Annotated in this window: 14 protein-coding genes; all 14 read right to left on the reverse strand. The window is 48.6% G+C overall.

The window, feature by feature from the left end:
• Nucleotides 1-41: 41 nt before the first annotated feature.
• Nucleotides 42-3,407 (reverse strand): bifunctional class I SAM-dependent methyltransferase/glycosyltransferase, encoded by a 3,366-nt coding sequence (locus ED901_RS15000; RefSeq protein WP_122096378.1) that lies wholly within the window; start codon nucleotides 3,405-3,407, stop codon nucleotides 42-44.
• A 166-nt stretch (nucleotides 3,408-3,573) separates the two neighbouring features.
• Nucleotides 3,574-4,353, reverse strand: a complete 780-nt coding sequence (gene fliR, locus ED901_RS15005; protein ID WP_122096379.1) for a flagellar biosynthetic protein FliR — start codon at nucleotides 4,351-4,353, stop codon at nucleotides 3,574-3,576.
• A 2-nt stretch (nucleotides 4,354-4,355) separates the two neighbouring features.
• Entirely contained in the window at nucleotides 4,356-4,625 is a 270-nt protein-coding gene (fliQ, locus tag ED901_RS15010; RefSeq protein WP_120509030.1) for a flagellar biosynthesis protein FliQ, read from the reverse strand.
• A 10-nt stretch (nucleotides 4,626-4,635) separates the two neighbouring features.
• Nucleotides 4,636-5,295, reverse strand: a complete 660-nt coding sequence (fliP, locus tag ED901_RS15015; RefSeq protein ID WP_371414313.1) for a flagellar type III secretion system pore protein FliP — start codon at nucleotides 5,293-5,295, stop codon at nucleotides 4,636-4,638.
• A gap of 110 nt (nucleotides 5,296-5,405) precedes the next feature.
• Nucleotides 5,406-5,807 (reverse strand): flagellar biosynthetic protein FliO, encoded by a 402-nt coding sequence (gene fliO / locus ED901_RS15020; RefSeq protein ID WP_240993940.1) that lies wholly within the window; start codon nucleotides 5,805-5,807, stop codon nucleotides 5,406-5,408.
• A complete protein-coding gene (fliN, locus tag ED901_RS15025) occupies nucleotides 5,807-6,196 on the reverse strand; it encodes a flagellar motor switch protein FliN (RefSeq protein ID WP_122096382.1) in 390 nt (129 codons plus the stop codon). Before fliN ends, fliO begins: the two co-directional genes overlap by 1 nt.
• Before the next feature lie 7 nt (nucleotides 6,197-6,203).
• Nucleotides 6,204-7,202, reverse strand: coding sequence for a flagellar motor switch protein FliM (gene fliM / locus ED901_RS15030; protein ID WP_122096383.1), 999 nt, complete (start codon nucleotides 7,200-7,202; stop codon nucleotides 6,204-6,206).
• 5 nt (nucleotides 7,203-7,207) lie between these two features.
• Nucleotides 7,208-7,708 (reverse strand): flagellar basal body-associated protein FliL, encoded by a 501-nt coding sequence (fliL, locus tag ED901_RS15035; protein WP_122096384.1) that lies wholly within the window; start codon nucleotides 7,706-7,708, stop codon nucleotides 7,208-7,210.
• Between the two features lie 148 nt (nucleotides 7,709-7,856).
• Nucleotides 7,857-9,041, reverse strand: coding sequence for a flagellar hook-length control protein FliK (locus tag ED901_RS15040; protein WP_122096385.1), 1,185 nt, complete (start codon nucleotides 9,039-9,041; stop codon nucleotides 7,857-7,859).
• Complete coding sequence (gene fliJ / locus ED901_RS15045) at nucleotides 9,038-9,487, reverse strand: flagellar export protein FliJ (RefSeq protein ID WP_122096386.1); 450 nt, start codon at nucleotides 9,485-9,487, stop codon at nucleotides 9,038-9,040. Before fliJ ends, ED901_RS15040 begins: the two co-directional genes overlap by 4 nt.
• A 27-nt stretch (nucleotides 9,488-9,514) precedes the next feature.
• The gene (gene fliI, locus ED901_RS15050; RefSeq protein WP_122096387.1) at nucleotides 9,515-10,873 is read right to left on the reverse strand and encodes a flagellar protein export ATPase FliI; all 1,359 of its coding nucleotides are present in this window, start codon (nucleotides 10,871-10,873) and stop codon (nucleotides 9,515-9,517) included.
• Nucleotides 10,870-11,583 carry a flagellar assembly protein FliH gene (locus ED901_RS15055; protein WP_122096388.1) on the reverse strand — a complete coding sequence of 238 codons (714 nt, stop codon included), beginning with the start codon at nucleotides 11,581-11,583 and terminating at the stop codon, nucleotides 10,870-10,872. The genes fliI and ED901_RS15055 overlap by 4 nt, the downstream gene beginning before the upstream one ends.
• Nucleotides 11,570-12,556 carry a flagellar motor switch protein FliG gene (fliG, locus tag ED901_RS15060; RefSeq protein ID WP_122096389.1) on the reverse strand — a complete coding sequence of 329 codons (987 nt, stop codon included), beginning with the start codon at nucleotides 12,554-12,556 and terminating at the stop codon, nucleotides 11,570-11,572. Before fliG ends, ED901_RS15055 begins: the two co-directional genes overlap by 14 nt.
• Complete coding sequence (gene fliF, locus ED901_RS15065; RefSeq protein WP_122096390.1) at nucleotides 12,556-14,280, reverse strand: flagellar basal-body MS-ring/collar protein FliF; 1,725 nt, start codon at nucleotides 14,278-14,280, stop codon at nucleotides 12,556-12,558. The genes fliG and fliF overlap by 1 nt, the downstream gene beginning before the upstream one ends.
• Nucleotides 14,281-14,316: the final 36 nt, after the last annotated feature.

The raw sequence follows: 14,316 nt of genomic DNA on the forward strand, positions 1-14,316 counted from the left end.
TAAAAATTAAATTTCTGCCGCAAAGCACACGACATATAAAATTATAATTCCGGCAAAACGATAGATTCTGGCGGCAATCCCTGCTCATGCTGTTGCCACGCTTTTTCGAGCAGTTGTTCGAAATACCAGGAAGGTCTTTCGACACGCTGCTCTATTTCTCTCAGGCGGTCAGGCATTGTTAACCGTACTGTATTGAGATATTCGTATTGCTTGTCGAAAGTGATGGCTTTTTCAATATATTCGTCTTCGCTGTTAGCAATGAAATCATGTAAACCAAGATGCACCATTAATGCGGCGGACTGGCGGGCTACAATGTTATTACCGGCACAGGCGAGTGTTGGCACGCCCATACCATAAGCATGACAAACCGTTGTTCCGCCTGAATACGGGAATGTATCCAGAAGAACATCCACTTCATTGTGCATAGTTAAATAGTCAACAAAACCAGTTTTCAAACGTGTAATGATCTGGTCTTTCTGCACGCCCCGCTTCTCTAATTCCTCAGTAAAATGACACATCATTTCCTGATCACTCATTGAAGCAAGTAACAGTTTTGCCTTAGGCAGATTAACTAAAATTTTCCCCCAGCAATCTAATACCGCCCCCGTGAGTTTCTGCGGCCGGTTAAAACTTCCGAAAGTGATATATCCATTGGTCAGGGCAGGAAGTGGATTTATTGCCCCACTAAATTGAGAAGGCTCGAATTTTTTAGCCACAGGTAAATATGCTAATTTTTCAGTAAACTGTCCATCCAGAACACCCGGTGAAGCAAAATTGGCATCGATAATATAATAATCCATTTCTTTTATCCCGGTGGTACCGGGATAGCCAACCCATGACATCTGAACAGGTGCGGGTTTGAGTCCGAAGACCGGCAACCGGTTATATGCCGTGTGACCAGACAAATCGATAAGAATATCAATCTCATCTTCAATGATAAGTTTTGCCAGTTCAGTATGGCTAAGAGACTGGATTTCATGCCAGCGGGTTGCCAGTGCTTCATACATCAGCGTGTGATTATCGTTATTGGGTGAAGCGTTATAACCAATAATATCAAACCTGGATTTATCAATAGACCCCAGAACTGGATAAATAAAGTTGCTGACCGGGTGATTTCTGAAATCACCCGAAACAAAACCAACACGCAGCCGTGATCTTTCTTTCACTGCAACATGAGGAGATTTCTTTAATTTAATATTTTTAGCCCATTGTGTCAGTTTCTGACCATACATTTGATGTTCATAAAACATTTCATCCTGAGCGCAAAGATGATCATGCAGGAGAACAAACAGCATATTGCTGTACCCAGGAAAATAACTGTTCGTTGATTCCGAGAGTTGCACACCTTTTTTTAGATGCTCACGAGCTTCGCGCATTTTATTTCTTTCACTCAGTACATTACCAAGTTTTATCAGAAAAGTAGCATTATTTGCATTAAATTCTACAGCTTTTCGCGCGCAGATTTCGTATTTAAGGCTATTACGAACGTCATTATAAATAACGCCTAATACATCCCATGCTTCAGCTTTTTCCGGGTACTTTCGCACAAGATTCTGCGCCACTTTTTTGGGATAAAACAGATCACTTTTCTTTGAAAGACACTGTGCCAGACCACTGTAAAAATCAAAATCAGTTGAGTTGCGTGAAAGCCCGAGAGTGTGGCATTTCAATGCATCATCAAAATGACTCATCTGCTGATATATTGATGCGGCGTCGCTAAGCAGAGTGATGCTGTCAGGATATTTCTCAATCAACTGCTCTAACAGGGCGTGCGCCTCTTTCACATTTCCGCACACATAGAGAGATTTCATTTTCCCCAGGGCTCTCAGATCAACATCATCGGATTTTTTCTGAAGATGCTTTTTATCGCTGACGTGATCTTTTTTGAATCCTCCGTTGCGGATACTGTTTGAAAACAACATCAGACTTGAGACCCGACGTCTGGCAATATCAATATCCTTTAATGACATTGACTGCTGATATAATCTCAGCCAGGCGATATCAGAACCAGTGAGTAGCCCCTTACTGACCAACTCGTGCGCCAGATTATATTCATATTGCGTACTGATACTTAATCCGGATAAAATATATCTGAATTCATCATACGTCAGTAATGCAGATTCCCCCCACCCGTTAAGTAACTCGATATGATTATTACCCGCCCAGCGCGATTCGGTTACTTTTTCGATCAACCGCAAGTTTCCGGACGTCGCCTGATTATAAGGTGATGGGTTAAGACTGACATAAATCCCCGATACGTTTTTCAAAAACAAAGCTTTCAGTGTTGCAACGACCTGCTGAGTATGTACTTCTTGTCCTTCAATTTCTTCAGGCTGGAACGTATTTTGTATAATCTGCGCCGTACTGACGCTCAGTGGCCAGCAGTCCCCGATGATATCCAGAATGCGGCATAATAAATCGTTATCTGAAGACAAAGACTCACCCTGACGATTATAGAAAGTATTCGCTTCAATACGACGCTGATAATTTCCAGCCCAGTGAAGCCTATCGATATTATCGAACACCGGATCCTGGCGGATCTCATCCCGATGATTATTTGAAGTCAGCAAACTAAAACGAATCTGCCGGTTGACGGCAAAATCAAGATATTGCTGGGAAGCTATTTTATTGAAAGCACCGGCGGCGGTTTTATGTACCAACTCAATATCTTCGCCGTAGTGTGCAGCCATTTCGAATTGCGCAGAAATATCCCCCGCATAGCATAACCGCGATTTTTCAACGTGCTGGTTGAACTCAGAAAAATAGCAGGCATCATTTTTGTTATAAACATAACGTACTGCCAGTTCAGCATCCGACAGAGTCAGCGCCTCTGTAATAAGTCTTTTGAGATCACCGTCGGTGTGCGCCATATCCATGTAAGCCAGCATCGCTTTAGCAGCAGAAATTTTCTCTTCTTCACTGCGTGCCGTGTTTCCGTGCAGCGCAATCGCTTCACGCAATGTATCTGCCACCTGTGCGCCGGGTAAGGTATTCCACTTTACCGCTATGATCCCACAAGGCGTTAAATGCTGCTCACAATAGCTCAGCAGCGACTCGCGGGTGCCTTCGTCGAGTAAGCTGTATATTTCATGGATAATGATGTAGTCAAACTTCCCCGGATCAATCGAAAGCAAATCCGCTAATCCCAGTGAATAAAGGAAAACATTATCAACTCCGCATTCGGAAATTCGCTGTTGCCCCTGAGCAATTTTATCAGGATCAAGATCGATACCCACAAAAGTACTCTGTGGGTACATGGAAGCCTGGCGGATAAGGTGAAATCCTTTTCCACATCCTAACTCCAGCACCTGCGCTCGTTCCGGGTGAGCGCAATCAATACCGTAAAGTGCGGCAGTGGTATTAATACCTGCCGGAGAAGTTTGATAAGATGAATAAAAGGATTTCACAATATAGCCCTTGTTATCTATAAAAATAGCTAGCGCACGCTCCGCGCGGGCATGCCTTGTTGACAGGTAATAATGATACGAAGATATTTTAACATCTATCCGCCGTCATCTATTGCGTGAAAAGATGACAAGAACGAAATCAAATTGATTTATGAAGGCAAGTAAATCAGGAAAACATAATAATAATATTTTCCAGCTGATCGAAAATATCAGCCATCATGTTCTCAAAGAAAGGTGCAAGCGTGTACATTATTAATGACATTGCGACCATGCCAATACTCAGCGTTAACGGGAAACCCACGACAAAAATGGAGAGCTGTGGTGTCAGGCGGTTCAATAATCCAAGTGTCAGATTCAATATCAGTAACAGGGTAATAATGGGTAAACCCAGCATAAGCCCACATTTAAAAATTAGCCCGGCAGCATGCGTAATAGCCCAAAAACCGTCACTATTCAGCGGGTTAGCACTTACAGGCAATAATATAAAACTGTCGGCCAGTATATGCAGCATCCATAAGTGACCGTTGAAGGTCAGAAATAATAGAGTGACCAATAAGTTTAATATCCTGGCGATCACCGGCATATTCCCGCCAGCCGCGGGATCAAAGAATGTCGCAAATGACAGTCCCATTTGCAGACCAATAATCTCTCCCGCAGTACGTACAGCAACAAATATCAGTTGTACCGTGAGCCCCATCGCCGCCCCAATAATAAATTGCTGAGCGCCCACCCAAAGAGCCGGTATGGAGAATATTTTAACATTGCTTTCAGGAAGATTTTGACCGATCAGCATGGCAATAATCACCGCCATTCCGATTTTCGCTTTTTTACCAATGCTTTTTTCATTGAAAATTGGTGCGGTGGTGAATAAAGCCAGTACCCGCAAAGCAGGCCAGAAGAACTGATTAATTATTTCATAGAGACTGGAAATTGACAGATTCAGCATGTCTATCCAATGACGTAGGGAATATTGGTAAAGAGTGTCCGTGTATAATCCAGAAAGAGATTCATCATCCAGGGACCGAGAAGAATACCCACGCCAACAATAGTCAGGATTTTTGGAATGAACGATAACGTCATTTCATTTATTTGAGTGGATGCCTGCAAAATACTGACGATCAGACCGGTAAACAGGGCAGCAAACAACAAAGGTGCAGCTATCATCAATCCGACTTTAATCGCCTGAAATCCCAAGGCCATTACACTTTCCGGTGTCATATTCAGTCCTTTAACTAAAGAAACTCTGTGCCAGTGAACCCATCAGCAGCTGCCAGCCATCAACCAGAACAAATAACATGAGCTTGAAAGGCAGCGAAATCGTGGCGGGTGGTACCATCATCATACCGAGCGCCATCAAAACGCTCGCCACAACCAGGTCAATAATCAAAAATGGGATAAAGACCGTAAAGCCTATCTGGAAGCCGGTTTTCAACTCGCTGGTCACGAAGGCGGGCAACAGGATACGCATCGGGACATCTGCCGGCGTTTGAAAATTATCTTCCTTCGCCATTCGCGTATACAAAGCAAGATCACTTTCGCGTGTCTGTTCCAGCATAAATGTGCGCAGCGGTTGCACTCCCCTTTCCAGCGCTGTTTCCATGCTGATTTTGTCTTCTGACAAAGGTTGCCATGCGTCCTGATAGATCTGATTAAAAACCGGAGACATTACGTAGAACGTCAGAAATAACGCCAGACCCAGTAAAACCTGATTCGGGGGTGTGGAAGGTGTACCCAGGGCATTTCGCAACAGCCCCAATACGATGATAATCCGCGTAAAACCGGTCATCATCAGAAGCACGGCAGGCAAAAACGTCAGTGACGTCAACAGCACCAGCGTTTGTACCGGCAATGACCAGTTCTCGCCATCCGTGGAACGGGTGATCATCATGTCGCTGTTCGCCGCAAAGGCGAGCTGCGCTGGCAGCATCAGGCCGATAAACAACAAAATCAAACCACCTGAGTACATCCAGACAGAAGCGCGTTGTCGTGGACAGGGATTCATTTTGGGGACTCCACAGTGCGTTTTTTCAACAAATTAATCAGGGTAGATTGGAAAGTGGGCGGCGTACCTGCAGTGGGAGTATTCCCGTTAACCTCAGGTGCATCAAACGTCGCCAGACAGTTGATCTGGGTGGCCGTTACCCCGAGCAGTAATCTTTTGCCGTTCATATCAACCACGATCACTCTCTCACGCTGGCCGAGTGAATGGCTCGCCACGACAGACATCAGCTGATTACCTGCGGGTAAACGCCGGGCGAAACCGGCACGGCGAGCAACCCAGGCACAGGCCGCGATAATCAGTAAAATCAGCGCCAACGCGCCGCCGACATTCATCAACACTGAGCCCGGCATTGCAGGTTGTGCGTTAACCGGGATGTGAGTCTGGGTCTGGTTATTCATCATCGACTCAGGCGATACATCCGCTCGGAAGGTGTAATAATATCGGTGATACGCACGCCAAATTTATCGGATACCACCACCACTTCTCCCTGGGCAATCAGGTAGCCATTAATCAAAATATCCAGCGGTTCGCCTGCCAGGCCTTCCAGTGAAACTACGGATCCCTGACTCAGACGCAATAATTCTTTAATCGTCATTTTGGTGCGACCTAATTCCACCGTCATCTTGACCGGAATATCGAGGATTAGATTCAAATCCTCGGAAAAATTCGTCACCTGATTTTCTTTACCGGAGGTATTATCCGCGGCTTGTTGTTCACTCATCGCTTCACCCCAAAGAGTATCGATGGATTGCTTATCAGCACCAGACGAAGGTGTGGTGTCACTCATTGGGGAATTACTCCTTTTTTAAAGATAAGAGAGCAGGATTCATCATCTGCTCGACTTTCAAAGCATACTGGTTATTGACACAACCATATTTACCCGAAAATACCGGAACACCATCGACACGAGCTTCAATACTCTCTTTCTTATCAATGGGAATAATATCCCCTTTCTGCATTTTCATAACCTGAGAAAGGCGGGTTGAGATATCAGAGAAATTTGCCACCAGCTCAAGTTCAGTATCCCTCACCTGAGAAGCCAGCGTATTACGCCATTGCTGATCTTCCTGCTTGGAGTTCTCCATCGGCGGGTTCGTCAGTAATTCGCGCAAAGGCTCGATAATGCTAAACGGAATGCAAATATCGAATTCACCGCGGTGCGGGCCAATTTCGACATAAAAAGGCGTGGTCACTACGATATCATTAGGTGAAGAAGTAATATTAGTGAACTTAACCTGTATTTCAGCACGAACATATTCCGTATGCAGTTTGAAAATAGAACTCCAGGCAAAATCATAAGCCTCAAGCGCCATCGTTAGCATGCGGTTAATGACCCGTTGTTCTGTTGGTGTGAATTCGCGCCCGTCGGCTTTGGTCGGAAAACGCCCGTCACCGCCAAACAAATTATCCACGGCCATGAAGACCAGGTTAGGCGAGAAAACAAACAACGCCGTGCCGCGAAGCGGATTCATGTGAACCAGATTCAGGTTAGTCGGCACCGGGAGATTTCTGGCAAATTCATGATAAGGCTGTATTTTAATATTTCCGGCAGTAATATCCGGGCTGCGGCGCAGAAGATTAAACATCCCCATGCGGAATTGGCGCGCAAAACGTTCATTGATAATTTCCAACGAATGTAAGCGCTCACGAACCACACGACGCTGAGTATTAGGATCGTAAGGTTTCACGCCCCCATCTGGTACCGTATTGCTGGCAACACTTTCATTTTCCGTGTTGCTGCCGCCGTTTAACAGGCGGTCAATTTCAGCCTGCGATAATATACTGTCAGACATAGAAATTACCGTATGATAAATGCGTTGAATAATACATCAGTCACTACCGCACTGTGATCAGGCGCGAGTGGTTTGCTGACAGTACTTTTAATTTTTTCAATTAACTGATGCTTACCTTCATCGGTCGATAAGTTTTCAGCCGTCTGATGTGCTAATAAAATAAATAAACGACTTCTGACTTCAGGTAAAAACTGCTCAACGATTTTCTTAGAATTATCATCCCGGACGCGTAATGTTAATCCAACATATAACACACGGTCTGCGCTCGATTGTGTCGGTTGCATACTGACGGTAAAAGTGTCCATCGGAACATAGACGGGGAGCACGGGTTCTGATTTTACTAACGGAGAAGTATTTTCAGCCGCTACGCCCGCCTTAAGGTTCTTCATTTCATAAAAAGTATAACCCGCTATAGCACAGGCTCCGGCGGCAATTAACATCATAAATAAAATAGCCAGTGAGATTTTTTTCCCGCCCCCGCTGTTTTTCTGATTTTTCTTGGTCATTACCTGCTAAACCCTGTTATAAAACCATCCGCTGACCGGACAGTTAATGACGCTCCAATTAGCGGAGCATTCTATTACAGTCGGACGCCATCACAATTCATGAAAGAAATGAAATTACTGATGGTAATTCATCCGATGATAAATATTGTCAGGCAAATGTGTTGATACCGTTAGAATAATGAAGCGTTTTAGTTCTGACAGGTGCCTGTTCTTCAGAAGATGAGCTATTCTCCCCCGGTTCTTCTCCTCCCGAAGGATGTCCGGAGGATCTGTCCGATTGAGAAGAACCCTTCCAGGATGACGACGTGTCAGCTCCCACACTGCTTTCACCGAGATTAACGCCTGATTCAGCCAGCGAGGTGCGTAACTGAGGCATAGCGGCCTCCAGCGCTGCACGTACCTGGTGGTTTTCCGTCACAAAGTGCAGCTGAGCCTGATTGTTGTTCAGCCGTAAATTAATTTGCAGCGAGCCCAATTCTTCAGGGTGTAAACGCAGTTCGGCATTGTGGATACCGTTGCGGGAGAAATAAGAAAGCTGCTGACTCAGTGCCTGCTGCCAGGCCGGTGTTCCCAGTGCCTGACTGAGTACCGGTTGTGAGGTAGCGTTCACGGGCACCTGAGAACCCCCCTGTTCGACAGCCGCAGCAACGTGCGGACGTATTCCCACGTCTGGTACCGGTGTGGTTCGATGATCAACGATGAGCGGCTGAGACGTTAAGCCATCCGGTTGCACCGCTCCTCCCTCTTTAGCCGTTCCTTCACCCGACTTCACCTGAGATAAAAAGGCCGTATGCTGTTGCGTTGCCACTTTATCAGTCCCGGGTTTGCCCTCGGGAGTCACGAGTGAAACCTGGGCCGCGGCTTTCGGTTTCATCGATTCCGGCAACATGAAACTGCTGCGCTGACCTTCAGCACCCTGTGGCACGATAGCTTCTGCCAGCGGTTTAGCGCTCAGTTCAGCCCCCTTTCCGGCGGCAGCTTCCACAGTTTGGGCTGTGGCAGTTAGCCCGGAAGCTGGCGGGGTCTGCGCATTTTGCGTGACCAGTTGCTGCAAGGTCTGCAACTTAGGATCGACAAATGGGGTCTCCCCTGCAGATATCTGCACATCAGGCATTTCCACAAAGCTCTCCACAATGGGAGCCTCAATCCCCCCTTCCTGCGGATCTCTTTCTGCTGTTTCTTCCCCCGGTTTAGCGGGCCCAGGTAGGGGGGCTTTCGGCACGGAGGGGAAGGCATTTTCAAGCGATGTTGAGAAATCTGCATTGCCCTGAACCAGCTCAGGGGCTTTATTTGCCGTCACACCACTGACAACCGGGTTTATTTTGGCGATCATAAGATTTGTTTTCCCATACACGCGCGCTGCGCAAATTCGTCCATTAATTTTTGTTCCAGACGATTCTCTTTCAGCGTTCTGACATCGTCGGCGCGGGTTTTTAACGTTTCAAAGGCATTCAGCCGCTGTTTATCGCGACGCCATGCCTGCAGGGTTTGTTCGACGATGTTCTGACATTTCGCCACATGACCTGCGTGTTGTTTGACCACATTGCCCAGTGAGTCAATAAATGACTGGCGGTTAAGCAAATCGGCAACCGGGATCCCTTTCCCCGATACCGTGGCGCGGAGTTGTTGCTGGTATTCCAGTTCAAAACTTTCAAGCTGATCAAGCTGAGTGGTCGCTTGCGTATACGCCTGCTGAACTTTCCCTAATTCAGCGGTGGTATCTGTCAGCGTTTGCTCAGCAAGATCGCGCAGAACATCCATCGGGCTGGTGATCGCCATGATTAATTACTCATCTCAGTTTTTAGATTAGTCAGAAAAAATCACATCCAGCTTGTTACCGGCTTCTTCGTAACTGCTGCTTTCATGGATGGCCTGCTGTAAGTAGGCTTCCATTTGCGGATACAGACGGATCGCTTTGTCCAGCAACGGATCTGTACCCGCGGCATAAGCCCCCACGCTGACAAGATCACGATTACGCTGATAAGAAGAAAGTAACTGCTTGAAGTTTTGTACTTTTTTATAGTGAACCGGCTCAATGAGTTCGGTCATTGCGCGGCTGATGGAGGCTTCAATATCAATTGCCGGATAGTGTCCGGACTCCGCCAGGCGGCGTGAGAGAACAATATGACCGTCGAGGATCGCGCGGGCTGAGTCCGCGATCGGATCTTGCTGATCGTCACCTTCCGTCAGCACGGTATAAAACGCGGTGATCGACCCTCCCTCTTTCACACCGTTACCGGCACGCTCAACCAGCGCAGGCAGTTTGGCAAATACGGAAGGCGGATAACCCTTGGTTGCCGGAGGTTCTCCGATGGCCAGAGCAATTTCACGCTGCGCCATCGCATAACGGGTGAGGGAATCCATGATCAGCAAAACATCCAGTCCGCGATCACGGAAATCCTCAGCGATGCGGGTGGCATAAACCGCCCCCTGCATACGCAGGATCGGTGAAACATCTGCCGGTGCCGCGATGACAACCGAACGTTTACGTCCGTCTTCACCAAGAATGTTCTCGATAAAGTCTTTAACTTCGCGGCCACGCTCGCCAATCAACCCGACCACAATGACATCCGCTTTGGTGTAGCGGGCCATCATGCCAAGCAGCACACTTTTCCCCACGCCGGAACCGGCAAACAGCCCCATACGCTGGCCTCGTCCCACTGTCAGTAAGCCGTTGATCGCTCTTACGCCCACATCGAGAACATGTTTGATAGGATCACGCTGCAACGGATTAACCGGTTGGGTAAACAAAGAGCCATGCTGTAAGGTCACAGGCGCTGGCAATCCGTCGAGCGGCCGGGCACTGGCATCCAGAACGCGCCCCAGCAGTTCAGGGCCTAATGGCAATTGCTTGCCTTTACTGGCACCGGTTTCCAGTGAATAGACACGGGCGCCGGGCAGGATCCCGTCAACATTTTCCAGCGGCATCAGATACAGGATCTGACCGTTAAAGCCGACAACTTCACTTTCTACTTTATCGATCCCGTCGCGGGAATGACGCTCAACGATACACAGTGTGCCAATGGGTAACTTAAGCCCCACCGCTTCCATCACCAGTCCGGTCGCGCGGGTTAACTTACCGTACTGCCGGAAAGGAGGCAGTGAAGTGATCAGCTTCTCTTTCCGCTCGATAGCTTCCAGCCAGTTTTTAAGACGCAGGGTCATGCCGGGTAATCCTCCCGACTCAGCTCGCACAATTCCTGCCAGCGGGTGCTCATCGTGGCATCGAATTCGCCCTCTTCCGACGTGATGCGACAACCTCCGGGCAGGATTTGAACATCCGCACGCAGCTCCCAGCCCATGGCTTCCAGCGATTTGCCCACATTCTCCTGCACCAGCGTCATGTCGTCAGGATTGACCCACAGCTGAGCTTTACCCTTAAACAGCGTTTCCTGCTGCAATAGTTGCTGGATTTTCTCCAGCAACACTTCGTTATCGCACACAATATTTTTGCCCAGAATTGAACGAGCAGCCGTCAGGGAAAGCTGAACCAAACGGGAGGGGATCACACTGTCGAGATTATCGAGGGCAATTTTGAATTCGCCCAGCAGGCGCGCAAAACGCTCGCCGGTTTCGCGCTGTTCAGCCCCGGCCTCTGCCAGGCCCTGCGTAAATCCTTCCTGTTTACCTTGCGTAAATCCGGCCTCAAAGCCCTGTTTTTTGCCTTCCTCGACACCACGGGTCTGGCCCTGAGCAAACCCTTTTTGCTCTGCCTGCTGACGGATACGCGAAAGCTCTGCCTGTAGCAATTCGTCGGACTGGTAAGCGCCGGGTGTCTCAATAATGTCCTGTTCAGGCTGGCTGAAATCATCCAGCAAGTTCTGCGGCTGCCACGCCTGCCAGTTAAGCGGTTGATCGCGATCAGACGTAGGCATCGTCAGTCCCTCCAATCACTACTTCACCGGTTTCCGCCAGTCGACGGACGATCAACAGAATATTTTTCTGCTCCGCTTCCACCTGCGACATACGGATCGGTCCGCGGGAACCGAGATCTTCCATCATGATATCGGCCTGACGACGCGACATATTGCGGAAGAACTTGTCGCGCAGCGCCCCGTCGGCGCCCTTGAGTGCCACAATGAGCGATTCGTTTTCGATTTCCTGAAGAATGCGCTGAATGCTGCGATCTTCGATTTCCACCAGATTCTCGAACAGGAACATTTCGTCGATGATTTTCTGCGCCAGCTCCTGGTCGAACTCCCGGACCGCTTCAATCGCTGCTTCTTCCTGCTGCGTTTTCATCAGGTTAAGAATTTCAGCCGCAGGACGAACACCGCCCATTTTGCTGCGTTTGAGGTTTTGACCATGCAGAAGGTTATTGAGGACTTCGGTCAGTTCCTGCAATGCGGCAGGCTGAACGCCGCCGAACGTCGCAATACGCAGCATAATGTCGTTGCGCTCGCGGTCGTCGAATTTACTCAGCACGTCCGCCGCCTGGCCTCGTTTCAGGTGAACCAGAATGGTGGCAATGATTTGCGGATGCTCATCGCGGATCAGATCAAAGACCGTCTGCGGCTCCATAAAGTTGAGCGTCTCAATACCATTGGATCCTTGCTGCGAATCCAGAAGATCTTCAAGCAGACTGGATGCCCGCTCTTCACCAAGCGCTTTCACCAGTACACTGCGCAGATAATCATTGGTATTAAGACTCAGCGTGGCGTACTCACTGGAATCCGTCTGGAATTCTTTCAGCACGGCTGCCAGCTGTTCATGGGTAAATCCCCCCATATTGACCATCGCACTACTGATCATTTTGACTTCATGAGTATTGAGGTGTTTGAACACTTCAGCCGCCAGTCCGTCACCGAGTGTCAGCATGACAATCGCACTTTTCTCGTGGGCATTCATTATGACTTCAGCTCCTTGTTCATCCACTGACGGAGCACCAGAGCAATAACTCGGGGTTCCTGCTCGGCCAGATCCCGCAGACTCTGGGTATTAATTTCCGTTTCAACGCGCTGTTCTGCCTTAGCTCTGGCACCACTTTCGGCACGGCGGGTATTGGCATCAATTTCAGCCTGACGCGCCTGCTTCTCCAGCTCAAGACGCTGTAAAATCAGTTCCTGATTTCTCAGCCAGGCCGGTTGTACGGCTTTACGCCACAAGAACCACGCGACAAGTGCGATCAGCAGATAACGTGCGGCAGCCATCAGGAGATTGAGGAACCCGTCCTGCTTCCAGAATGGCGGAGCAACGTCTTCTTCTACAGTATTGAAAGGCGAATTGACGATGTTCAGGGTGTCACCCCGCGCGGAGGAATAACCCATTGTTTCTTTCACCAGAGCATTGATTTGCTCCAGTTGCTCAGGGGTTAATGCGACCGGTTCGCCCTCTTTACCCGGCAGATAATTCACCACTACCGCGACCGAAAGTCGTTCAATACGACCCGTACTGCGCTTGATATGCGTCAGCGTACGGTCCAGCTCATAGTTTGTAGTGTTGTCTTTGCGGTTGTTAAAAGGCATCGGCGTCAGCACTGTTGTCGATGCACCGCTGTTTGCGGCATTGTTTGTCGCCGGGTTCGCCGCAGGGTTATTCGCAGTATTGCCATTTGCTGCCGGGTTATTAGCAGCTGCAGGCTGGGTGATCGGCGTGGTAGCCGGTGCCGGTGGCTGATTGCTCAGTGCCCCCGGTACGCCGCCGGTGGCGTTTTTGCTGCCCTGTTCTGCATCACTGGTCTGACGACTGCGAATGGCCATTTTATCCGGTGAAGTATTAGGCTGATATTGCTCGGCGGTTTGCTCATGCTGGGTAAAATCAAGCTGTGCTGTGACCTGCGCCTTGACGTTGTTGCGCCCGACAATGGTCGCCACAATTGTCTGTATCCGTTGCTGGAAATCTGCTTCAACTTCACTGGTATATTTAAGCTGCGTGGTTTGCATCGCCTGACCGCCGCTTTGGGTCAGCAGATGCCCGCTCTGATCGACAATAGTGACGTTATCCGCATTCAGGCCGGGAACGGCGCTCGACACCAGATAAGTGATCGCACTGACCTGCCCCGAATCCAGGGAGCGTCCCTGACTGAGTGTCACGGTGACAGCAGCAGAAGGTTGTTTTTGCTCGCGAACAAACATCGAAGGCTTAGGAATAGCAAGATGGACTCGCGCTCCCTGAACCGACCCCAGGGTTTCAATGGTGCGTGAAAGCTCACCTTCAAGCGCCCGCTGGAAATTGACCTGCTCGCTGAACTGGCTGATGCCAAATTTTTCCTGATCGAGCAATTCAAAACCCACGGCACCGCCTTTAGGCAATCCCATTTGTGCAAGCGTTAGTCGTGCTTCATAGACCTTGTCTTCCGGGACCATGATGGCGCCACCGTGTTCCTCAAAACGGTATGGCACATTCAGCTGCGCTAATTGCGCCACAATCGCGCCACCATCCTGCTCACTGATATTGCTGTATAAAACCCGATAATCCGGGGATTTTGCCCAAAAAATCAGAGCGATAATCACTGAAATGGCCGCTGAAGCACTGATAAGCAAAATAATTTTAGGACTAGAGCGGAGACGTTCTAATACTGCCATTAAATTAGCCGTATTTTTGTTTTTGATACCGTTTGTTGTGGCATTCATGCCGTAATCCTGTAAAAAATAAATGACGCAATGCGG

The organism is Rahnella sp. Larv3_ips (assembly GCF_003697865.1).
Classification (GTDB): domain Bacteria; phylum Pseudomonadota; class Gammaproteobacteria; order Enterobacterales; family Enterobacteriaceae; genus Rahnella; species Rahnella rivi.

Bases quoted from the DNA above. Each gene is read 5' to 3' on its own strand.
- fliL (WP_122096384.1), bottom strand. From the start codon at position 7,708: ATGACCAAGAAAAATCAGAAAAACAGCGGGGGCGGGAAAAAAATCTCA.
- fliJ (WP_122096386.1), bottom strand. From the start codon at position 9,487: ATGGCGATCACCAGCCCGATGGATGTTCTGCGCGATCTTGCTGAGCAA.
- fliO (WP_240993940.1), bottom strand. From the start codon at position 5,807: ATGAATAACCAGACCCAGACTCACATCCCGGTTAACGCACAACCTGCA.
- fliR (WP_122096379.1), bottom strand. From the start codon at position 4,353: ATGCTGAATCTGTCAATTTCCAGTCTCTATGAAATAATTAATCAGTTC.
- fliP (WP_371414313.1), bottom strand. From the start codon at position 5,295: ATGATGATCACCCGTTCCACGGATGGCGAGAACTGGTCATTGCCGGTA.
- fliM (WP_122096383.1), bottom strand. From the start codon at position 7,202: ATGTCTGACAGTATATTATCGCAGGCTGAAATTGACCGCCTGTTAAAC.
- fliF (WP_122096390.1), bottom strand. From the start codon at position 14,280: ATGAATGCCACAACAAACGGTATCAAAAACAAAAATACGGCTAATTTA.
- ED901_RS15040 (WP_122096385.1), bottom strand. From the start codon at position 9,041: ATGATCGCCAAAATAAACCCGGTTGTCAGTGGTGTGACGGCAAATAAA.
- ED901_RS15055 (WP_122096388.1), bottom strand. From the start codon at position 11,583: ATGCCTACGTCTGATCGCGATCAACCGCTTAACTGGCAGGCGTGGCAG.
- fliN (WP_122096382.1), bottom strand. From the start codon at position 6,196: ATGAGTGACACCACACCTTCGTCTGGTGCTGATAAGCAATCCATCGAT.
- fliI (WP_122096387.1), bottom strand. From the start codon at position 10,873: ATGACCCTGCGTCTTAAAAACTGGCTGGAAGCTATCGAGCGGAAAGAG.
- fliQ (WP_120509030.1), bottom strand. From the start codon at position 4,625: ATGACACCGGAAAGTGTAATGGCCTTGGGATTTCAGGCGATTAAAGTC.
- fliG (WP_122096389.1), bottom strand. From the start codon at position 12,556: ATGAATGCCCACGAGAAAAGTGCGATTGTCATGCTGACACTCGGTGAC.